This is a genomic window from Streptomyces sp. NPDC024687, assembly GCF_055559055.1.
Genome location: NZ_JBVHLJ010000007.1, coordinates 416,129 through 437,915, shown reverse-complemented (window position 1 = coordinate 437,915; position 21,787 = coordinate 416,129). Strand labels below are relative to the sequence as shown.

The 21,787-nt window shown below is 71.4% G+C and carries 17 protein-coding genes; 2 read left to right on the top strand and 15 right to left on the bottom strand.

Features of this window, described 5'->3' with window-relative positions:
* Positions 1–15: 15 nt before the first annotated feature.
* Positions 16–702, bottom strand: coding sequence for a ribulose-phosphate 3-epimerase (gene rpe / locus ACZ39I_RS28505; protein WP_467247496.1), 687 nt, complete (start codon positions 700–702; stop codon positions 16–18).
* 134 nt (positions 703–836) lie between these two features.
* Here rpe and ACZ39I_RS28500 point away from each other — a divergent pair, with 134 nt between their 5' ends.
* Positions 837–2,993 (top strand): MMPL family transporter, encoded by a 2,157-nt coding sequence (locus ACZ39I_RS28500; protein ID WP_467247494.1) that lies wholly within the window; start codon positions 837–839, stop codon positions 2,991–2,993.
* 20 nt (positions 2,994–3,013) lie between these two features.
* On the opposite strand, the gene ACZ39I_RS28495 is transcribed toward ACZ39I_RS28500, so the two are convergent.
* A complete protein-coding gene (locus tag ACZ39I_RS28495; protein ID WP_467247492.1) occupies positions 3,014–4,432 on the bottom strand; it encodes an RsmB/NOP family class I SAM-dependent RNA methyltransferase in 1,419 nt (472 codons plus the stop codon).
* Between the two features lie 441 nt (positions 4,433–4,873).
* Positions 4,874–5,806, bottom strand: a complete 933-nt coding sequence (gene fmt, locus ACZ39I_RS28490; protein ID WP_467247490.1) for a methionyl-tRNA formyltransferase — start codon at positions 5,804–5,806, stop codon at positions 4,874–4,876.
* A gap of 268 nt (positions 5,807–6,074) precedes the next feature.
* Here fmt and ACZ39I_RS28485 point away from each other — a divergent pair, with 268 nt between their 5' ends.
* Positions 6,075–6,626: a hypothetical protein gene (locus ACZ39I_RS28485; RefSeq protein WP_352389957.1), complete on the top strand. Its 552-nt coding sequence runs from the start codon at positions 6,075–6,077 to the stop codon at positions 6,624–6,626.
* A gap of 184 nt (positions 6,627–6,810) precedes the next feature.
* On the opposite strand, the gene ACZ39I_RS28480 is transcribed toward ACZ39I_RS28485, so the two are convergent.
* The 12 genes from ACZ39I_RS28480 to ACZ39I_RS28425 all read right to left on the bottom strand — a co-directional run bounded on the left by ACZ39I_RS28480 (position 6,811) and on the right by ACZ39I_RS28425 (position 21,784).
* Positions 6,811–8,973: a primosomal protein N' gene (locus tag ACZ39I_RS28480; protein WP_467247488.1), complete on the bottom strand. Its 2,163-nt coding sequence runs from the start codon at positions 8,971–8,973 to the stop codon at positions 6,811–6,813.
* Between the two features lie 141 nt (positions 8,974–9,114).
* On the bottom strand, positions 9,115–10,323 hold the full coding sequence (metK, locus tag ACZ39I_RS28475; RefSeq protein WP_352389959.1) for a methionine adenosyltransferase: 1,209 nt from the start codon (positions 10,321–10,323) through the stop codon (positions 9,115–9,117).
* A 240-nt stretch (positions 10,324–10,563) separates the two neighbouring features.
* Positions 10,564–11,766, bottom strand: coding sequence for a bifunctional phosphopantothenoylcysteine decarboxylase/phosphopantothenate--cysteine ligase CoaBC (gene coaBC / locus ACZ39I_RS28470; protein ID WP_467247486.1), 1,203 nt, complete (start codon positions 11,764–11,766; stop codon positions 10,564–10,566).
* A 126-nt stretch (positions 11,767–11,892) separates the two neighbouring features.
* Positions 11,893–12,165 carry a DNA-directed RNA polymerase subunit omega gene (gene rpoZ, locus ACZ39I_RS28465; protein WP_003988945.1) on the bottom strand — a complete coding sequence of 91 codons (273 nt, stop codon included), beginning with the start codon at positions 12,163–12,165 and terminating at the stop codon, positions 11,893–11,895.
* Between the two features lie 65 nt (positions 12,166–12,230).
* On the bottom strand, positions 12,231–12,824 hold the full coding sequence (gene gmk / locus ACZ39I_RS28460) for a guanylate kinase (RefSeq protein ID WP_467247484.1): 594 nt from the start codon (positions 12,822–12,824) through the stop codon (positions 12,231–12,233).
* Positions 12,825–12,883: 59 nt separating this feature from the next.
* Positions 12,884–13,207 (bottom strand): integration host factor, encoded by a 324-nt coding sequence (locus tag ACZ39I_RS28455; RefSeq protein WP_003977346.1) that lies wholly within the window; start codon positions 13,205–13,207, stop codon positions 12,884–12,886.
* Between the two features lie 278 nt (positions 13,208–13,485).
* Positions 13,486–14,325 (bottom strand): orotidine-5'-phosphate decarboxylase, encoded by an 840-nt coding sequence (gene pyrF / locus ACZ39I_RS28450; protein WP_451477789.1) that lies wholly within the window; start codon positions 14,323–14,325, stop codon positions 13,486–13,488.
* Complete coding sequence (locus ACZ39I_RS28445) at positions 14,322–15,431, bottom strand: quinone-dependent dihydroorotate dehydrogenase (protein WP_467247481.1); 1,110 nt, start codon at positions 15,429–15,431, stop codon at positions 14,322–14,324. Before ACZ39I_RS28445 ends, pyrF begins: the two co-directional genes overlap by 4 nt.
* 51 nt (positions 15,432–15,482) lie before the next feature.
* Positions 15,483–18,791, bottom strand: coding sequence for a carbamoyl-phosphate synthase large subunit (carB, locus tag ACZ39I_RS28440; RefSeq protein ID WP_467247479.1), 3,309 nt, complete (start codon positions 18,789–18,791; stop codon positions 15,483–15,485).
* Positions 18,784–19,926 carry a glutamine-hydrolyzing carbamoyl-phosphate synthase small subunit gene (gene carA / locus ACZ39I_RS28435; RefSeq protein WP_467247477.1) on the bottom strand — a complete coding sequence of 381 codons (1,143 nt, stop codon included), beginning with the start codon at positions 19,924–19,926 and terminating at the stop codon, positions 18,784–18,786. Before carA ends, carB begins: the two co-directional genes overlap by 8 nt.
* Positions 19,923–20,501 carry a PH-like domain-containing protein gene (locus tag ACZ39I_RS28430; protein WP_467247476.1) on the bottom strand — a complete coding sequence of 193 codons (579 nt, stop codon included), beginning with the start codon at positions 20,499–20,501 and terminating at the stop codon, positions 19,923–19,925. The genes carA and ACZ39I_RS28430 overlap by 4 nt, the downstream gene beginning before the upstream one ends.
* A complete protein-coding gene (locus tag ACZ39I_RS28425) occupies positions 20,498–21,784 on the bottom strand; it encodes a dihydroorotase (protein ID WP_451477785.1) in 1,287 nt (428 codons plus the stop codon). The genes ACZ39I_RS28430 and ACZ39I_RS28425 overlap by 4 nt, the downstream gene beginning before the upstream one ends.
* Between the last annotated feature and the right edge of the window lie 3 nt (positions 21,785–21,787).

The following is a 21,787-nucleotide window of genomic DNA, read 5'->3' as shown; positions in this document are numbered from 1 at the left end:
TCACGTTCCTGACGCTCAGTGGTCGCACGCCCACGAGGCCTTCGCGGTCGCCCCCTCTGCCTGGTTGCGCAGTGCACGTACCGCCTCGGCCGGGTCGGACGCCCCGTACACCGCCGACCCGGCGACGAAGACGTCGGCGCCGGCGTCCGCGCAGCGCTCGATGGTGGCGGCCGAGACGCCGCCGTCGATCTGGAGCCACAGCTCAAGACCGTGCTTGCTGATCAACTCGCGGGTCCGGCGAATCTTGGGGAGCATGATGTCGAGGAAGGCCTGACCCCCGAAACCGGGCTCGACCGTCATGATCAGCAGCATGTCGAGCTCGGGGAGCAGGTCCTCGTACGGCTCGATGGGCGTCGCGGGCTTCAGCGCCATGGAGGCGCGGGCGCCCTTGGCGCGGATCTCCCGGGCGAGCCGGACCGGAGCGGCTGCCGCCTCCACGTGGAAGGTGACGGAGGAGGCACCCGCCTCTACGTACTGGGGCGCCCAGCGATCGGGGGCCTCGATCATCAGATGGCAGTCCAGCGGGGTGTCCGTCGCACGGGCCAACGACTCTACGACCGGCACACCGAGCGTGAGGTTCGGGACGAAATGGTTGTCCATGACGTCGACGTGGAGCCAGTCGGCTCCCTCGACCGCCTTCGCCTCGTCCGCAAGGCGGGCGAAGTCGGCGGACAGGATGCTGGGGTTGATCTGCACGGCCATGCCCCAAGCCTCCCATGCCCGGGGGCGAACGGGCGCGCCGGTCCAGACCTCAGCCGTTCATCCGATGTTGTGAACGGGCCGCGCGTGTCATGCTGGGCGGCCGGTCGGCTCGACAGATGGCACCGGGGGTGGCCATGAGCGGAAATCGGGGAATCGCGCATCTCGTCTGCGGACGCCGTGCCAAGTGGGCGGTGCTGGCCCTGTGGCTGGTGGTGCTCTTCCTGACGGCGCCCCTCGCCTCCAAGCTCACCGATGCCCAGGACAACGACGCGGCCTCCTGGCTGCCCGGCTCCGCGGAGTCGACCCAGGTCCTGCAGATCTCCGAGGACTTCAGGCCGGAACAGATCCCCGCGGTCGTCGTCTACGCCCGCGACAGCGGTCTCACGCCCCAGGAGCGGGCCGCGATCGCTGAGGACGCGGCCGAGATCAAGCGGCTCACGGCACACGGCATCCGCGGCTCGGAGACCCGGGGCCCGGTCTACGACCGGCAGGGCGACCCGCGCGCGGCCCAGATCATCGTCCCGATCACCATGGACGAGAAGGGCTGGGAGGAGATCTCGCCCGCCGTCGACTCCATCCGTGACGTCGTGGGCAAGGGCGGCGACGGCCTCGCCGTGCACATCACCGGCCCGGGCGGCACCTCCGCGGACTTCTCCGAGGCCTTCGAGGGCATCGACTCCACTCTGCTGCTGTCGGCGATGGCCGTCGTCATCGTCATGCTGCTCATCACCTTCCGCAGCCCCACCCTGCTCCTGGTCCCCCTGCTCTCCGTGGTCGCCGCGCTGTTCACCGCGCAGGCCTTCATCTACCTGCTCGCCCAGCACGCGGGACTGACCGTCAACGGCCAGAGCGCGGGCATTCTGACCGTGCTCGTCTTCGGCGCGGGGACCGACTATGCCCTGCTGCTGGTCGCCCGGTACCGCGAGGAACTGCACCATCACGAGGACCGCCACGAGGCGATGGCCCGCGCCCTGCACCGGGCGGGCCCGGCCGTGGTCGCCTCCGGCGCGACCGTCGTCCTGAGCATGCTGGTCCTGCTGACCGCCGAGATGAACTCGACCCGGGGTCTCGGCCCGGTCGCCGCGATCGGTGTCGCGGTCGCCCTGCTGGCGATGACGACCCTGTTCCCGGCCCTACTGGTGATCTTCGGCCGCTGGCTGTTCTGGCCGGCCATCCCGCACTTCGGCGCCCCCGACCGCATCGAGTCCGGCCTCTGGGCCCGCGCGGGCCGCCGTATGGCCCTCCGCCCCCGGATGGTCTGGAGTGCCACGGCCGCGGCCCTCGTGATCTGCTCGCTCGGCCTGATCCAGCTGCGCGCCGAAGGCATCAGCAATGCCGACGCGTTCACCGGGAAACCGGACTCGATCACCGGCCAAGAGGTGTCCGCGAAGTACTTCCCGGCAGGCAGCGGCGATCCCCTGGTCGTCGTCAGCAACCAGGCCCAGGCACGCCAGGTCGGCGAGGCGGTGGCGGGGACGCGGGGAGTCGTGCCCGCGTCCCTGGGCCTGCCACCGGGCACGAAACCGTCGCACGAGGGCAAGGTCCTCTTCGAGGCGACGATGACCGCCCCGTCCGACAGCGAGGCCGCGAAACAGACGGTGGAGCGGGTCCGGGACGCCGTCCACGCCGTCCCGGACGCCGACGCCCAGGTCGGCGGCGGTACGGCCGCCCTGCTCGACATGGACCGGGCGACCACGCACGACAACAAGCTGATCATCCCGCTGGTGCTTGTCGTGGTGATGCTGATCCTGTGCGCCCTGGTGCGTGCCCTGATCGCCCCGCTGCTGCTGATCGGGACGGTGATCCTGTCCTTCGCGGCGGCCCTGGGCCTGAGCGCCCTGGCCTTCCGCCACGTGTTCGACTACGCGGGCGAGTCGACGGACTTCCCGCTGTTCGTCTTCGTCTTCCTGGTGGCCCTGGGCATCGACTACAACATCTTCCTGACCACCCGCATCCGTGAGGAGGCGGCCCACGGAGGCACCCGCGCGGGCGTCATCACGGGGCTCGCCGCGACCGGCGCGGTCATCACCTCCGCCGGTCTGGTCCTGGCCGGCACCTTCGCCGCTCTCGGCACCCTCCCGATGGTCGCCTTCGCGGAGATCGGCTTCACGGTGGCGCTGGGCGTCCTGCTGGACACGTTCATCGTGCGGTCGGTGCTGGTCACGTCCCTGTTCCTGGACGTGGGGCCGAAGGTGTGGTGGCCCCACAGCCTGTCCAAGGAGGAGGAGACCCACCCAGGGGCGCGTGGAACCGCGCGACCGACCACGACGGCGCCGCAGACGCGCGACTAGATCATCCTGTGTCCTCTGGATCATCCTGTCCTGCGGATGACCGCCATGTACATCGCATCGGTCCCGTGCACATGCGGCCACAACTGAACGTCCGGCCCCTCCCCCAGCTCCGGCACGCCGGGGAACAACGGTCGGGCATCGACAAGCTCGGCGGCCGGCCACTGCTTGAGCACGTCCTCGACGACGGCCCGCGTCTCCGCGAGATGAGGCGAACAGGTCGCGTACCCGACGACCCCGCCCACCCGGACGGAGTCCATCGCGGTGCTCAACAGCGCCCGCTGCAAGGGCCCGAAGCCCTCCAGGTCCTCGGGCCGACGCCGCCACCGGGCCTCCGGGCGCCGCCGCAGCGCGCCGAGCCCCGTGCACGGCACGTCCATCAGGACCCGGTCGAAACTCCCCGGCTGCCATGGCGGCCGGGTCCCGTCGGCGGCGATGACCTGGTACGGCCCGGGATTTCCGGCGAGCGCCCTGGCGACGAGCCCGGCCCGGTGCGGCTGCTTCTCGGAGGCGAGCAGCGCGGCCCCGCGCTCGGCGGCGAGCGCGGCGAGCAGCGCGGCCTTGCCGCCGGGTCCCGCACACCCGTCGAGCCACTTCTCGTCCCGCCCGTCGAGAGGCGCGTTCGCCAGCGCCACAGCGACGAGCTGACTGCCCTCGTCCTGCACGCCGGCCCGGCCCTCCCGTACGGCATCGACGGCCCCGGGCTCACCGCCCTCGGACAGCCGTACGGCATACGGGGACCAGCGCCCCGCCACGGCCGACTCCTCGCGCAGCAGTTCCTCGGCGGTGGACCGCCCCGGCCGGGCGACGAGGGTCACCTCGGGCCGCTCGTTGTCGGCCTCCAGCAGCCGCTCGATGTCGGCCCGCCCGCCGCCGAGGGAGTCCCACAGGGCGGAGACGACCCAGCGGGGGTGGGAGTGGACGACGGCGAGATGGTCCTCGGGATCGTCGTCGTAGGGCGGAGCGACTTTGGCGATCCACCCGTCGAGGTCGTCCTGCGCGATCTTCCGCAGCACGGCGTTGACGAACTTGGCCCGTCCGTCCCCGAGCACGACCCGCGCGAGTTCGACGGAGGCGGACACGGCGGCGTGCGTCGGGATGCGTGTCCCGAGCAGCTGATGCGCTCCGAGGCTCAGGACGTCGAGCACCGGCGGGTCGACCTCGCGCAGCGGCCGGTCGACGCACGCCGCGATGATCGCGTCGTACGTCCCCTGCCGGCGCAGCGTCCCGTACACGAGCTCGGTGGCGAGGGCCGCGTCCCGCGCCTCGAAGCCGCCCTTCTCCCGTGCCTTCCTGAGCAGCGGCGGCAGGACGAGGTTGGCGTACGCGTCCCGCTCGTCCACGGCCCGCAGCGCCTCGAAGGCGAGGAAGCGGACGGGGTCCTTCTGGGGCCGACGGTAGGGCTTGCCGGGCTTGTGGGGCCGACGGGGCTGGTCGCTCACGAAAAAGGTGCTCCGGGTTCAAGGTCTGGATACGCCCCAAGGGTACGTCCGCCGAGGACCAGGTGGCCCTTCGAGGGGGCCGGGTGATCCCGGGAGCGCGGCGTCACTCGCCGGAGACGCGGCACGGCCGATCCGACGCGCCGCACCGTCTCACCTCGTGCTCACACGGACGACCGGACCCGCGACCACCGCCCGCACGACGAGCCCGACCCTGCGGCCATCTGAGAACCGCCGCTACACCGACCGTTTCCGGCCCTGACTGGCGCCGCGGGAGCCCCGCCCGGCGGCGTACCCCGCACGCCGGAAGGCCGAGCCGGCAGCACCCGGCGACCACCACCACACCGACCGCGGCCGCCGCCTTCACGCACACCCCGCCGACCGCACAGGCCCCCCGGAAACCCCCGCACCGGCCGGCAGCGCCGCCGCCCGAACGGTCCCGCCTCACTCGCCGACGGTCTCCCCGTCGGAGATCCTCACGCCCCGTGCCCAGTCCGCGGCCTTCATCGGCTTCTTGCCCTGGGCCTGCACCCACAGCAGTTCCAGGCCGTGCGACCCGGTACCGACGTGGACGCTGTTCTTGCCGACCGAGAGCGCGCCGGGGGCGAGATCCGTACGGTCGGGAACCGGCTGGACCTGGATGAGCTTGAGCCGCTCGCCGCGGAAGGTCGTCCAGGCACCGGGCGACGGGTGGCACCCGCGCACGACACGGTCCACCCGCAGCGCGGGCGCGGCCCAGTCGACCCGCGCGTCCTCGACGGTGATCTTCGGCGCGACGGTGATGCCCTCGGACGGCTGCGGTACGGCCTTCAGCGTGCCGTCCGCGATGCCGTCCATGGTCGCGGCGAGCAGCCCCGAGCCGGCGAAGGCGAGCCGGGTCAGCAGGTCACCGCTGGTGTCGGTGTGCCGGATCTCCTCGGTGACGGTGCCGTAGACGGGCCCGGAGTCCAGCCCCTCTTCGATGAGAAAGGTCGAGGCGCCCGTGATCTCGTCCCCGGCCATGATGGCGTGCTGCACGGGAGCGGCCCCACGCCAGGCCGGCAGCAGCGAGAAGTGCAGGTTGACCCAGCCGTGCGCGGGGATGTCGAGGGCGACACGCGGCAGGAGGGCGCCGTAGGCGACGACGGGGCAGCAGTCCGGGGCGATCTCGCGAAGCCGCTCGAGGAACTCCGGATCCCGCGGCTTGACGGGCTTCAGCACCTCGATGCCCGCCTCCTCGGCCCGCTGCGCGACCGGGCTCGCGATCAGCCTGCGCCCCCGCCCGGCCGGCGCGTCCGGCCGCGTGACGACGGCGGCGACCTCATGCCGCCCGGAGGCGATGAGAGCGTCCAGAGCGGGAACGGCGACCTCGGGGGTACCGGCGAAGACGAGCTTCATGAGTGGGCAGGGCCTCTCGGACGGATGACGACGGGCAACGCACAAGTCTATGGCGGGGCTCGACCGCCGCACGGCCGCGGAGGGCCTGGCACGCACGGCCCGCGCTCCCCGGCCAAGGCGCGGGCCCCCGCCCCCGGCGCACGCATATGCCCGTACGCCCCCACTGCGTGACCAGCGGAGCGTAAACGCGTTGGTCAAGAAAGAGTTGACCACAACGGGCCGCGATCGCGGCCCCGTCCTTTTCAACGCCGGTTCGAGAGGCTTGTTCATGGCCGACCACGCAACCCACGACGCCCAGGCTCGGGCCAGCCTGCACTTGCTGGTGCGGGACATCGAGCGGGTCCGCCGGCAGGTGGACGCACTGCGCACCCTGACCGCTCAGCTGGGCAACGTCTACCGCCCGCGCCGCTCCGGTCCCTCCACGGGCTTCGTCGTCTACGGACGCGCCCCCGCTCCCACGGTCCGTCTCGCACAGGAACTGCGGGACAGCGTCGAGACCCTGGTGACGGCCGCGGTCGACTTCGACCGCTCTCTCGGCTTCTCGTGGGACGCGGTGGGCTCCGCCCTCGGCGTCACCAAGCAGGCGGTCCACCGTCGTTACGGCGCCCGCCGCGCCGCGGCCCAGGCGACAGCCGACGCCGAGCGCGCCACGGAGACGTCGGGGACCCGCACGGTCAGCGTCAACACCGGGATCCCCACGGTGCCGTCAGTCCCCACGGTCCCCGCGGCCCGTTCCATGCCCACCCAGCCCACCGCGGGCAGCCCCACCCTCCGCGAGGAGGCAAGGCCCACAGCCTTCCCCGGCCCCCGCAACGGCTGACCCGTCCCCTCTCTGCCCTCCCACCCCACGATCGGGAGGGCAGACGCATGTCCGCTCTCGCCGGCTGCGGCCGCCATGGTGGATACGGCCGTGTCCCGGCGGTGAGCCGACATCGCCCAGCCCCTGCGCCGACCGCGAAACAGTCCGTCCGCCCTTCCACACCCCGCGCCCCCACCCGCATCTGTCACCCGATGTCAGGCGGATCGATCCGGACCCAGACCGCCCCCTCGCCCCCGCTCCCCCCACCGCGAGCCATCCGCGAAGCCTGCGCGGCCTTGAGCGAGGCCGCCAACGCGCCCCCCTTCCCCGGCGGAACCCGGACGAGCACCCGCTCCCACCGCTCCCCGGCCGGCGGCGCCCCCACCCTCCGAGGTCCCCCCGCCACCGTCACCGGCAAGGGCACAGGTCCCAGCACCTCCGCCTCACCCGGAAGTTCCAGAGCCGCGAGAAACTCGGCGAGGGCCTCCCCGGTCCCCGACACCGCGGCCATCCGCGACACCGGCGGAAATCCCAACTCGGCCCGCTCCCCCAGCTCCCGCACCGCATGCCCCACCGGGTCCCAGCGCACCAAGGCCTGCACCGGCCGCAAGGTGGGCTCGGCGACCACCACCACCGTGCCCCCGGCCTCCTGCGGCCGCACCAGCGCCGACGCCGCGATCCAGCGCCGCAGCGCGTCCTCCCCGGCCCGCAGATCGGGCCGCCCGAGCATGGCCCAGCCGTCCAGCAACAGCGCCGCCGCATACCCGCCCTCGGCGACCGGCTCCGCCCCCGGTGTACTCACCACCAGCGCCGCGGCCCCGGGCACGGTGTCCAGCACATGCTCGCGGCCGGACGTCCGCACCGGAACAGCCGGAAACGCCCGGCCCAGCTCCTCCGCGGTACGCCGGGCCCCCACCACCTGCGCCCGCAGCCGGAACCCCCCGCACTCCGCACAGTGCCAGCCCCCCTCCTCACGGCCGCACCACCCGCACCGCAGTGCCGCCCCGGACTCCTGCCCCTCCAGCGGTCCGGCGCAGTGCCGACACCGCGCGGGTGCCCGGCAGTTGGCGCAGGCCATCCGCGGCACATACCCCCGCCGCGGCACCTGGACGAGCACCGGTCCGTGCCGCAAGCCCTCCCTGACGGCCTGCCAGGCGAGCGTCGGCAGCCGGGCCGCGCGCGCCGCCTCGTCCCGCGCGAGATCCTGGTCCCCGACCGTCCGCACCAGCGGGGCGACCGCCCGCACCTGTTCCCGCGAGGCCACCAGCGGCCGGGCCCACCCGCTCTCCACGAGCTGCGCGGCCTCCACGGTGCAGCTCCAACTGCCCAACAGAAAGCCGCACTTGTCCAGTGCTGCCCGCAGCAACAACACGTCGCGCGCGTGCGGCTGCGGGGCGTGCGGCTCACTGTGACTGTCGTCGCCGTCGTCCCAGAGAGCGACGAGCCCCAGGTCCCGCACCGGTGCGAACATGGCGGCCCGCGTCCCGACCACGGCCCGCACGGCCCCCCGCCGCACGGCCAGCCACTCCCGATACCGCTTCTCGGGCCCGGCATCGGCGGTCAGGACCGCGTGCCGCCCCTGCCCCAGCACCGAGGTCAGCGCGGCGTCGACGCGCGCGACGGCTCGGCCGTCCGGCACGACGACGAGCGCTCCCCGCCCCGAGGCCAGGGTCGCGGCGACGGCCCGGGCCAGTTCCTCACTCCACTCCGGGCCCGGCAGGGCGTTCCACACCGCGCGTGGCGCACCGCCCGAGGCCAGCGACTCCAGGAACGCCCCGCCGCGCTCGTACCGCCCCCAGGATCCCGCCTCCGGCGCCGCGGGCGGCGGCAGCGGCTCGGGCGAAGGCCGCTGCTCGGCCCGGGCGCTCCGAGGCGGCACGGCGAGCTGGAGCACATCGGCGAGACTGCCCGCGTACCGGTCGGCGACGGCCCGGGCGAGCCCCAGCAACTCCTCGCTGAGCACCGGCTCCGGCGAGACGACCTGGGCGAGCGCCGCCAGCGGCCCGGAGTAGTCCGACTCGGCGAGCCGCTCGACCAGGAACCCGTCGATCAGGCCCCCGCCCTCGCGCCGTCCTTCCCGGACCCGCCCGCGCCCGGCGCCGAACCGCACCCGCACCCGCACCCCCGGCTGCGCGTCCGCGTCGAGCTCCTCGGGCACGGCGTAGTCGAAGTACCGGTCGAGGTGCAGCACCCCCTTGTCGACCAGCACCCGCGCGACCGGCAACTCCCTGGCCAGCGCGGCCCCCCGCCATGTCCGCGGCTTGGCCCGGGGCACCTTGGCCTTGCGCACACTCTCCCGAATGAGCGCAAGCTGCTCGGGCTGCGCTCCCTCGGCGCCGCCGTCCACCGACCCGTTCTCGCTGCTCACGCTTGCATTCTTACCAAACCCCACTGACAACCGGCGCCGCCCCGAACCCGCTCGGCCGCACGATCGGGCCCGTGACACGCCGAGGCCCGGCGCCCCAGAGGGACACCGGGCCTCGCGGCACACCGCAGGGGGCTGACGGACCTACAGGCCCGCGGCCTTCCGCAGCGCCTCCACGCGGTCCGTCTTCTCCCACGTGAACTCCGGGAGCTCACGGCCGAAGTGGCCGTACGCCGCCGTCAGGGAGTAGATCGGGCGCAGCAGGTCGAGGTCGCGGATGATGGCGGCCGGACGGAGGTCGAAGACCTCGTCGATCGCCTTCTCGATCTTGTCCGCGTCGATCTTCGCGGTACCGAAGGTCTCGACGAACAGACCCACGGGCTCGGCCTTGCCGATGGCGTAGGCGACCTGGACCTCGCAGCGCGAGGCGAGACCCGCGGCGACGACGTTCTTGGCGACCCAGCGCATCGCGTACGCCGCCGAGCGGTCCACCTTGGAGGGGTCCTTGCCGGAGAAGGCGCCGCCGCCGTGGCGGGCCATGCCGCCGTACGTGTCGATGATGATCTTGCGGCCGGTCAGGCCGGCGTCGCCCATCGGGCCGCCGATCTCGAAGCGGCCGGTGGGGTTGACCAGGAGGCGGTAGCTGTCCGTGTCCAGCTTGATGCCCTCGTCCAGGAGCGCCTTGAGCTCCGGCTCCACGACGAACTCGCGGATGTCGGGGGCCAGCAGGGAGTCCAGGTCGATGTCGGACGCGTGCTGCGAGGAGACCACGACCGTGTCGAGCCGGACGGCCTTGTCGCCGTCGTACTCGATGGTGACCTGCGTCTTGCCGTCGGGGCGCAGGTAGGGGATGGTGCCGTTCTTGCGGACCTCGGACAGGCGCTTGGCCAGCCGGTGCGCCAGGAAGATCGGGAGCGGCATCAGCGTGGGAGTCTCGTCCGTCGCGTAGCCGAACATCAGACCCTGGTCGCCCGCGCCCTGGCGGTCGAGCTCGTCCTCGTCGCCCTCGACCCGGTTCTCGTAGGCGGTGTCGACGCCCTGGGCGATGTCCGGGGACTGCGCGCCGATCGACACCGAGACACCGCAGGAGGCGCCGTCGAAGCCCTTCTTGGAGGAGTCGTAACCGATCTCCAGAATCTTGTCGCGGACCAGCTGGGCGATCGGCGCGTAGGTCTTGGTGGTGACCTCACCGGCCACGTGCACCAGACCGGTGGTGATCAGGGTCTCGACCGCGACCCGGGAGGTCGGGTCCTCCTTGAGGAGCGCGTCGAGGATGGTGTCACTGATCTGGTCAGCGATCTTGTCGGGGTGGCCCTCGGTGACGGACTCCGAGGTGAACAGACGACGGGACACAACGCTCCCTGGGGTTGCAGCGGCTGCTGGCTGATCATTGGCGGACGGGCTCGGGGGCTGCGCCCGGCATCGTCCGAGAACAGTTTATCGGTCGTGCCCGGCCACCGGCCCCCCTGTCTCGCCTCTCGGGAGGGCTGTGACCTGCGGCACGGGCATTGTGCCCAATGCGGAGCGGACTTGGCCAGGGGCGCCACGCCTGTACGGCGGAGGTTCCTGGGGATCGAAAAGCGTATGAAACATTCAGCGCAGCCGTCGCGCCACCAGGTCCCAGACGGTTTCGGCCAAAAACTCCTTCGGGCCGTGCGGTATGGGAGTCTCGCTGCCGTCGGCGCCCAGAACCACCGCCTCGTTCTCCTCCGACCCGAAGGTCTTGCGCTCGCCCACCTCGTTGACGACGAGGAGGTCGCAGCCCTTGCGCTCCAGCTTCGTACGGCCGTTGGCCAGCACGTCGTCGGTCTCGGCGGCGAATCCGACGATCACCTGGCCGGGGCGGGCGCGCTCGGCCGAGATCTCGGCGAGGATGTCCGGATTCCGCACCAGGACGATGGGGTCGGGGTCCCGGCCGTCCTTCTTCTTGATCTTTCCGGCCGCGTACGTCTGCGGCCGGAAGTCCGCGACCGCCGCCGCCATGACGACCGCGTCGGCGTCGGCCGCCGCCTTCAGAACGGCCTCGCGCAGCTGCACGGCCGTCCCCACGGGGACGACGTCCACGCCGGCCGGGTCCGGGATGCCGGTGTTCGCCGCGATCAGCGTCACCCGGGCGCCCCGCGCGGCGGCGGTGCGGGCGAGGGCGTACCCCTGCTTGCCGGAGGAGCGGTTGCCGAGGAAGCGGACCGGGTCGAGGGGTTCACGGGTGCCGCCGGCGCTGACGACGACGTGCCGGCCCTTGAGGTCGGGCTCGGTGACACCACGGGCCAGCACACGACGGCAGACCTCGAAGATCTCGGCGGGGTCCGGCAGCCGGCCCTTGCCGGTGTCGACGCCGGTCAGCCGGCCGACGGCCGGTTCGATCACGAGGGCGCCGCGGCGGCGGAGGGTCGCCACGTTCTCCTGGGTGGCCGGGTGCTCCCACATCTCGGTGTGCATGGCGGGCGCGAAGACCACCGGGCAGCGGGCCGTCAGGAGCGTGTTGGTGAGCAGGTCGTCCGCCAGGCCGTGGGCCGCCTTGGCGAGCATGTCGGCGGTGGCCGGGGCCACGACCACGAGGTCGGCGTGCTGCCCGATGCGGACATGCGGGACCTCGTGGACGTCGTCCCAGACCTCGGTGGAGACCGGGTGGCCGGACAGGGCAGACCAGGTGGCGGCGCCCACGAAGTGCAGCGCGGAGGCGGTGGGGACGACGCGGACGTCGTCGCCGGACTCCGTGAGCCTTCTCAGCAGCTCGCATGCCTTGTACGCGGCGATGCCGCCGCTGACCCCCAGCACGACCTTCGGCTTGTCCACCGTCTCTCCCCGTCTCTGATCGGCTCGGCAACGTACGAGTGCGACGTACGGGTCCATCACACACCACAGGCCCGACAGTCGCGCTGCCGGGCCTGTGGATAAGTCAGCGAAAAGCTGAAAGCACTACTACTGCGCCGGACCTTCGACAGCCTCGGACGTCAGCAGACCCGCGTTGATCTCGCGGAGGGCGATCGAGAGCGGCTTCTCGTGGACGTGGGTGTCCACCAGCGGACCGACGTACTCAAGCAGGCCCTCGCCGAGCTGCGAGTAGTACGCGTTGATCTGGCGGGCCCGCTTGGCCGCGTAGATCACGAGGCTGTACTTCGAGTCGGTTGCCTCGAGGAGCTCGTCGATCGGCGGGTTGATGATGCCCTCGGGCGCGGAGATGGAAGAGGACACGCTCTACCTTCCGATGGATGGGAAAGAACCAGTGCGAATGATCAGGCCTCAGTGAGCAGGCACGATCACACAACATCCATCAAGGCTAGCAGCTCGCGCGCCACGTCCTCGACGGAGGTGTTGACCAAGGTCACATCGAACTCGGGTTCAGCCGCCAGTTCGATCTTCGCCGCGTCCAGGCGGCGCTCGATCACCTCGGGCGGCTCGGTGCCCCGCCCGGTGAGCCTGCGCACGAGCTCCTCCCAGGAGGGGGGAGCCAGGAACACCAGCTGGGCGTCCGCCATGGACTCACGGACCTGCCGGGCCCCCTGGAGATCGATCTCCAGGAGGACGGGCTCGCCCGCCTCCAGCCGCTCCAGCACGGCCGCACGCGGCGTGCCGTAGCGGTTGCCGGCGAACTCCGCCCACTCCAGCAGCTCGCCGTTGGCGATCAGCTTGTCCATCTCCTCGTCGGTGACGAAGAAGTACTGGACGCCGTGCTTCTCGCCGGGGCGGGGCCTGCGGGTCGTCGCCGACACCGAGAGCCAGACCTCGGGGTGTTCCTTGCGCATATGGGCGACGACCGTGCTCTTGCCGACCCCCGAGGGGCCGGAGAGCACGGTCAGCCGCGGACGTACGTCCGGGGGCTCGGGGGTCGTCCCCCGGAATGTTGCAGCCATGCAGCGATTATTCCAGCAATCCCGGAGTGCCCGGGACTCCCTTCCCGGAGTGACCCGGTTCAGGAACCGGTGCTGCCGAACTCACGCTCCAGAGAAGCGATCTGGTTGGAGCCGAGGCCGCGCACCCGGCGGCTCTCGGAGATGCCGAGCCGCTCCATGATCTGCTTGGCGCGGACCTTGCCCACGCCCGGCAGGGATTCGAGCAGGGCCGAGACCTTCATCTTCCCGATGACGTCGTTCTCCTGGCCCTGCTTGATGACCTCGTGGAGAGAGGCGCCGGAGTGCTTGAGTCGATTCTTGACCTCGGCCCGCTCCCGGCGAGCCGCGGCGGCCTTTTCGAGCGCGGCTGCGCGCTGTTCAGGGGTAAGGGGCGGAAGAGCCACGCCTACGTCACCTCGGATGTCGAACTGTCGGATACGGACCGGTGAGGAACCTAGTCGCCCCACACCTGGGGAGCCACGAGCAACACGCTCGCCCGTTGACTCTGCGTCGGAGACTAGCGGCCAAGTCCGCCAGAGTCAGCGAGAACAGCGGAAAAGTCCTGGTCAGCCTCCGTCAGGCCGGACATTTCAGACATACTGCCCCGGATTTGAGGATGTATTCAGACTCAAGCGGGCCACGAACCCCTCGTCGAGGACTCGAACGAGGGGTTCGAAAGTCGTCACGCGGTCGGCTGCGCGGCTCGGATCTCCTGCGCGAACCGGTCGGCGGACGCCCGCAGGGCGCCCGCGTCGGGGCCGTGCCGCAGCAATCCCCGGCTCACGTTCGGGACCACATTGCGGATCGCCGCCCCGAACACCCGGGGAAGATCGGCCGGTGTGGCCCCCTGGGCGCCGACGCCGGGCGCGAGGAGCGGGCCGTTGATGTCCAGGTCGTACGACGACAGATCGCCCAGTGTGGCCCCGACGACGGCGCCGAAGGACCCCAGGGGCTCCTCGCCGATGTTCTCGGCGGCCAGGTGGCCCAGCATGGTCGCGCCGACGTTACGGCCGTCCGCGCGGACGGCGTGCTGGACCTCGCCGCCCTCGGGGTTGGAGGTGAGGGCGAGCACGAACAGACCCGCGCCGCTCTCGCGGGCCAGCGCGATGGCCGGCGAGAGCGAGCCGTAGCCGAGGTACGGCGACACGGTCAGCGCGTCCGAGAACAGCGGGGAGTCCTTGCGCAGGAAGGCCTCGGCGTACGCGGCCATGGTCGAGCCGATGTCACCGCGCTTGGCGTCCATGAGGACGAGCGCACCGGCCGCACGGGCCTCCTGGACGGTCTTCTCCAGGACGGCGACGCCCCGCGAGCCGAAGCGCTCGAAGAACGCGCTCTGGGGCTTGAACACGGCGACCCGGTCGGACAGCGCCTCGACGACCGTGCGGCTGAACCGCTCCAGACCGGCCACGTCGTCGTCCAGGCCCCACTCGGAGAGCAGTGAGGCGTGCGGGTCGATCCCCACGCACAGAGGGCCGCGTTCGTCCATGGCGCGGCGCAGGCGCGCGCCGAAGGGCTCGGTCATGCCGTGACCTTTCTCACGTCGGCGCCGACCGCGTCGGCAAGGGTGGCGTACGGGCTGGTGCGCAGGCGCGCGGCGAGGCCCTTGTGGATGGCGCGGGCCCAGAAGGGGCCCTCGTAGATGAAGGCGCTGTAGCCCTGGACCAGCGTGGCGCCCGCCAGGATGCGCTGCCAGGCGTCCTCGGCGTTCTCCACGCCTCCGACGCCCACCAGGGTGATCCGGTCGCCCACGCGCGCGTACAGGCGCCTGAGGACCTCCAGGGAGCGCTGCTTCAGGGGTGCCCCGGAGAGGCCGCCCGTCTCGTTCACCAGGGCGGGTCCGGAGGTCAGACCGAGTCCCTCGCGCGCGATGGTGGTGTTGGTGGCGATGATGCCGTCCAGGCCGAGCTCGACGGCCAGGTCGGCGACCGCGTCGACGTCCTCGTCCGCCAGGTCGGGCGCGATCTTCACCAGGAGCGGGACATGCCGGTGCGCGACGATCCGGTCGGCGGCCTCGCGGACGGCGGTCAGGAGCGGGCGCAGCGCCTCGGTGGCCTGGAGATTGCGCAGGCCGGGTGTGTTGGGCGACGACACGTTCACGACGAGGTAGTCCGCGAAGGGCGCGAGGCATTCGGCCGACTTCACGTAGTCGCCGACCGCCTCGGCCTCGGGGACGACCTTGGTCTTGCCGATGTTGACGCCCACGACGGTCTTGAAGACCGGCTCACGGGACGCCAGACGGGCGGCCACGGCCAGCGAGCCCTCGTTGTTGAAGCCCATGCGGTTGATGAGCGCGCGGTCCGGCACCAGGCGGAACAGCCGCTTCTTGGGGTTGCCCGGCTGGGCCTCCCCCGTCACCGTGCCGATCTCGATGTGGTCGAAGCCCAGCATCGCCATGCCGTCGATCGCGACCGCGTTCTTGTCGAAGCCCGCGGCGAGACCGAAGGGGCCGTGCATGCGCAGCCCGAAGGCCTCGGTGCGCAGCTCCTTGTGGCGGGGCGCGAGGGCGGCCGCGAGGAAGGTGCGCAGCACGGGGATGCGGACGGCGAGGCGGATCCACCGGAAGGCCAGGTGATGGGCCTGCTCGGGGTCCAGGCGCTTGAAGACGAGATTGAAGAAGATCTTGTACATGGTGTCCTCACCAAGAGGGGGACACCGTTTCCGGTGTCCCCCTCAGGGCTGCTAGTCGCGGGCCGCGGTCAGGTGCTGCGCATGTTCCTGGAGCGAACGGACGCCCACGTCACCGTGGTTGAGGGCGTCGATGCCCTGGACGGCGGCGGCGAGCGCCTGGACCGTCGTCAGACACGGGACCGACCGCGCCACGGCCGCCGTACGGATCTCGTAGCCGTCGAGGCGGCCGCCGGTGCCGTACGGGGTGTTGACGATCAGGTCGACCTCGCCGTCGTGGATGAGCTGCACGATGGTCTTCTCGCCGTTGGGGCCGGTGCCCTCGGACTGCTTGCGCACGACGGTGGCGTTGATGCCGTTGCGCTTGAGGACCTCGGCCGTGCCGGAGGTGGCGAGCAGCTCGAAGCCGTGGGCGACGAGCTCACGCGCGGGGAAGATCATCGAGCGCTTGTCGCGGTTGGCCACCGAGATGAACGCGCGCCCCTTGGTGGGCAGCGGGCCGTAGGCACCCGCCTGCGACTTGGCGTACGCCGTGCCGAAGACGGAGTCGATGCCCATGACCTCGCCGGTGGAGCGCATCTCCGGACCGAGGACCGTGTCGACACCGCGGCCGTGGATGTCGCGGAACCGCGACCACGGCATGACGGCCTCCTTGACGGAGATCGGCGCGTCCAGCGGGAGTTCGCCGCCGTCGCCCTTGGCGGGCAGCAGGCCCTCGGCGCGCAGTTCGGCGACGGTCGCGCCCAGCGAGATCCGGGCGGCGGCCTTGGCGAGCGGCACCGCGGTCGCCTTCGAGGTGAAGGGGACGGTACGGGACGCGCGCGGATTGGCTTCGAGGACGTAGAGGATGTCCCCGGCCATCGCGAACTGGATGTTGATCAGGCCCCGGACGCCCACCCCGCGCGCGATGGCCTCCGTGGAGGCCCGCAGGCGCTTGATGTCGAAGCCGCCCAGCGTGATCGGCGGCAGCGCGCACGCCGAGTCGCCGGAGTGGATACCGGCCTCCTCGATGTGCTCCATCACGCCGCCCAGGTAGAGCTCCTGGCCGTCGTAGAGGGCGTCGACGTCGATCTCGATCGCGTCGTCCAGGAACCGGTCGACCAGGACCGGCCGCGAGGGGCTGATCTCGGTCGACTCGGCGATGTAGGACTCCAGGCGGGTCTCGTCGTAGACGATCTCCATGCCGCGGCCGCCGAGGACGTAGGAGGGCCGTACGAGGACCGGGTAGCCGATCTCGTCCGCGATGGCCTTGGCGCCGGCGAAGGTGGTGGCGGTGCCGTGCTTGGGGGCCGGGAGGCCCGCCTCGGCGAGGACACGGCCGAAGGCGCCGCGGTCCTCGGCGGCGTGGATCGCCTCGGGCGAGGTGCCCACGACCGGCACGCCGTTGTCCTTGAGCGCCTGCGCCAGGCCCAGCGGGGTCTGGCCGCCGAGCTGCACGATCACGCCCGCGACCGGGCCGGCCTGCTGCTCCGCGTGGACGATCTCCAGGACGTCCTCCAGGGTGAGCGGCTCGAAGTACAGCCGGTCGGAGGTGTCGTAGTCGGTGGAGACGGTCTCCGGGTTGCAGTTGACCATCACCGTCTCGTACCCGGCGTCCGACAGCGCGAAGGACGCGTGCACGCAGGAGTAGTCGAACTCGATGCCCTGGCCGATGCGGTTCGGACCCGAGCCCAGGATGATCACAGCAGGCTTGGTCCGGGGCGCGACCTCGCTCTCCTCGTCGTAGGAGGAGTAGAAGTACGGCGTCTTGGCGGCGAACTCGGCCGCGCAGGTGTCGACCGTCTTGTACACCGGGCGGACGCCCAGCGCGTGCCGCACCTCGCGCACCACGTCCTCGCGCAGGCCGCGGATCTCGCCGATCTGCTGGTCGGAGAAGCCGTGCCGCTTGGCCTCGGCGAGCAGGTCGGCGTCGAGGCGGGCGGCGGCGGCCAGCTCGTCCGCGATCTCCTTGATCAGGAAGAGCTGGTCGACGAACCAGGGGTCGATCTTCGTGTACTCGAAGACCTCCTCGGGCGTGGCACCCGCGCGGATGGCCTGCATGACGGTGTTGATACGGCCGTCGGTGGGCCGTACGGACTCCTCCAGGAGGGCGGCCTTGTCGCCGGGCTCGCCCACGAAGGTGAACTGCGAGCCCTTCTTCTCCAGCGAGCGCAGCGCCTTCTGGAAGGCCTCGGTGAAGTTCCGGCCGATCGCCATGGCCTCGCCGACCGACTTCATGGTGGTCGTGAGGGTGGAGTCGGCGGACGGGAACTTCTCGAACGCGAACCGAGGGGCCTTGACCACCACGTAGTCGAGCGTGGGCTCGAAGGAGGCCGGGGTCTGCTCGGTGATGTCGTTCGGGATCTCGTCCAGGGTGTAGCCGACGGCGAGCTTCGCGGCGATCTTGGCGATCGGGAAGCCGGTCGCCTTGGAGGCGAGCGCCGAGGAACGCGACACGCGCGGGTTCATCTCGATGACGATCACGCGGCCGTCCTCGGGGTTCACCGCGAACTGGATGTTGCAGCCGCCGGTGTCGACGCCGACCTCGCGGATGATCGCGATGCCGACGTCGCGCAGCACCTGGTACTCGCGGTCGGTGAGCGTCATGGCCGGCGCGACAGTGATCGAGTCGCCGGTGTGCACGCCCATCGGGTCGAAGTTCTCGATGGAGCAGACGACCACGACGTTGTCGTTCTTGTCGCGCATCAGCTCCAGTTCGTACTCCTTCCAGCCGAGGATGGACTCCTCCAGGAGCACCTCGGTGGTCGGCGAGAGTGTCAGGCCCTGTCCGGCGATGCGGCGCAGCTCCTCCTCGTCGTGCGCGAAGCCGGAGCCGGCGCCGCCCATGGTGAAGGACGGGCGGACGACGACCGGGTAGCCGCCGAGCTGCTCGACGCCCTTCAGTACGTCGTCCATGGAGTGGCAGATGTAGGACCGGGCGGACTCGCCGTGCCCGATCTTCTCGCGGACGGCCTCGACGACGCCCTTGAAGAGGTCGCGGTCCTCGCCCTTGTTGATCGCCTCGACGTTGGCGCCGATCAGCTCGACGCCGTACTTCTCCAGCACACCCTGCTCGTGCATGGAGATCGCCGTGTTGAGGGCCGTCTGGCCGCCCAGGGTGGGCAGCAGGGCGTCGGGGCGCTCCTTGGCGATGATCTTCTCGACGAACTCCGGGGTGATCGGCTCGACGTACGTGGCGTCGGCGATCTCCGGGTCGGTCATGATCGTCGCCGGGTTGGAGTTGACGAGGATGACGCGCAGGCCCTCGGCCTTGAGCACGCGGCATGCCTGGGTGCCGGAGTAGTCGAACTCGGCGGCCTGACCGATGACGATCGGGCCGGAGCCGATGACCAGGACGGACTGGATATCGGTGCGCTTAGGCACGCTGGCCCTCCATCAGGGATACGAAGCGGTCGAACAGATAGGCGGCATCGTGCGGGCCGGCTGCCGCTTCGGGGTGGTACTGGACGGAGAAGGCCGGCTGGTCCAGCAGTTGGAGCCCTTCCACGACGTCGTCGTTCAGGCACACGTGGGAGACCTCGGCGCGACCGAACTTCGTCTCGCTGACCTTGTCGAGCGGCGCGTCCACGGCGAATCCGTGGTTGTGGGCGGTGACCTCGACCTTGCCGGTGGTCCGGTCCTGCACGGGCTGGTTGATGCCCCGGTGGCCGTACTTCAGCTTGTAGGTGCCGAAGCCGAGCGCGCGGCCGAGGATCTGGTTGCCGAAGCAGATGCCGAACAACGGCGTCCGGCGCTCCAGAACGGCGGTCATGAGCGCGACCGGGCCGTCGGCGTTGGCCGGGTCGCCGGGGCCGTTGGAGAAGAAGACCCCGTCGGGAGCGACGGCGTAGACCTCCTCCGGGGTGGCCGTGGCCGGCAGCACGTGGACCTCGATGCCTCGCTGGGCCATGCGGTGCGGGGTCATGCCCTTGATGCCGAGGTCGATCGCGGCGACCGTGAACTTCTTCTCGCCGACCGCGGGGACGACGTACGCCTCCTTGGTGGCGACCTCCTCGTACAGCGAGGCGCCCTTCATGTGCGGCTGGGCCTGCACGCGCGCGACGAGCTCGGACTCGGCGGCGATCGCCTCGCCGGAGAAGACCCCGGCGCGCATGGAGCCGCGCTCGCGCAGGTGGCGGGTGAGCGCGCGGGTGTCGATGCCGCTGATGCCGACGACGCCCTGCGCGACCAGCTCGTCGTCCAGGGAGCGCTGGGAGCGCCAGTTGGACGGCACGCGCGCGGGGTCGCGCACGACATACCCGGAGACCCAGATGCGCCGCGACTCGTCGTCCTCGTCGTTCCAGCCGGTGTTGCCGATCTGCGGGGCGGTCGCGACGACGATCTGGCGGGCGTACGACGGGTCGGTCAGGGTCTCCTGGTAGCCCGTCATGCCGGTGGAGAACACGGCCTCGCCGAAGGTCTCCCCCACGGCCCCGTAGGCACGGCCGCGGAAGATCCGGCCGTCCTCCAGGACGAGTACCGCGGGAGCCTTCGAGGCTCCCCTAGTGGAGGTCGTCATCGTGCGCCTTCCGTTTCCGTCTTGTTGATCATGGAGTTAATGGCGTCGGCCCACTCGGTGTGCTCAGCTGCGTGGTCCGAGCGGAACCCCGAGTCGATCAGCCGCTCGCCGTGCGCCCAGGTCACCAGGAGCAGTCCGCCCTCGGTCAGGACCTTGCCGGCGATGCCTTTGCCGAGCACGGCCTCCCGCAGGGCCTCGCGCGGGACGAAGAAGTCGGTGGCTCCGGGGCGTACGACGTCCAGTCCCTTGTCGGTGAGCGTGAGCTCGACGCGGCTGCGGGTGCCCAGGCCGTGCGCCACGATCCGGTCGAGCCACTGCCCCGCGGTGGTGGAGCCGTGGTAGCGGCCGCTCATGCTCAGTCTCGCCGGGCCGGGGTCGTCCGGCACGGTGGGCAGCTCGGGCAGGTCGCCCTGGAGCGTGCCGCGCCACTTCCAGCCCTCGCGCATCAGCCAGTAGACGAGCGCGACGAAGAGGGCGAGGCCGACGAGCCAGCCGATGCGGGCGGCCCAGTCGGTGACCTCGGCCGACTTCTTCTCGGCTGCGAGACCGGCGGCCAGCAGGATTTCAGATGTCACGTGAGCTTCCCGTCGACGAGCGTGGCCTTGCCCCGGAGCCACGTGTGCGTGACACGGCCCGGCAGCTCACGCCCCGCGTACGGAGTGTTGCGGCTGCGCGAGGCGAAGCCCGCGGGGTCCACCGACCCACGGTATTCCGTGTCGACCAGCGTGAGGTTGGCGGGCTCACCAGCCGAGACGGGACGGCCGTGTCCCGTGGCCCGTCCGATGCGGGCGGGCGCGAAGGACATGCGCTCGGCGACCCCGGCCCAGTCGAGGAGCCCGGTGTCCACCATGGTCTCCTGCACCACTGACAACGCGGTCTCCAGGCCGACCATGCCCATGGCGGCGGCGGCCCACTCGCAGTCCTTGTCCTCGTGCGGGTGCGGGGCGTGGTCGGTGGCGACGATGTCGATCGTGCCGTCGGCGAGCGCCTCGCGCAGGGCGAGCACGTCCCGCTCGGTGCGCAGCGGCGGGTTCACCTTGTAGACCGGGTTGTACGACCGCACCAGTTCGTCGGTGAGGAGCAGGTGGTGCGGGGTGACCTCGGCGGTGACGTCGATGCCGCGGGACTTGGCCCAGCGCACGATCTCGACGGACCCGGCGGTCGACAGGTGGCAGATGTGGACGCGGGAGCCGACGTGCTCGGCGAGCAGGACGTCCCGGGCGATGATCGATTCCTCGGCCACCGCGGGCCAGCCCCCGAGCCCGAGCTGGGCGGAGACGACGCCCTCGTTCATCTGGGCGCCCTCGGTCAGCCGCGGCTCCTGCGCGTGCTGGGCGACGACCCCGCCGAAGGCCTTCACGTACTCCAGCGCCCGCCGCATCATCACGGCGTCGTCGACGCACTTGCCGTCGTCGGAGAAGACGGTGACACCGGCGGCCGACTCGTGCATGGCGCCCAGTTCGGCGAGCTTCTTGCCCTCCAGGCCGACGGTGACGGCTCCGATGGGCTGCACGTCGCAGTAGCCGTGCTCCTGACCGAGCCGGTACACCTGCTCGACCACACCGGCGGTGTCGGCGACCGGGAAGGTGTTGGCCATGGCGAACACGGCCGTGTAGCCGCCGGAAGCGGCCGCGCGGGTGCCGGTCAGGACGGTCTCGGAGTCCTCGCGGCCCGGCTCGCGCAGATGGGTGTGCAGGTCGACCAGGCCCGGCAGGAGCAGCTTGCCGGCCGCCTCGACGACCTCGGCGCCCTCGTCCGGGAGTCCGCTGCCGACCGCCTCGACGACCGGGCCGTCGATCAGCACGTCCTGCGGCTCGCCGCCGAGCACCTTCGCACCACGGATCAGGATCTTGCTCATGTG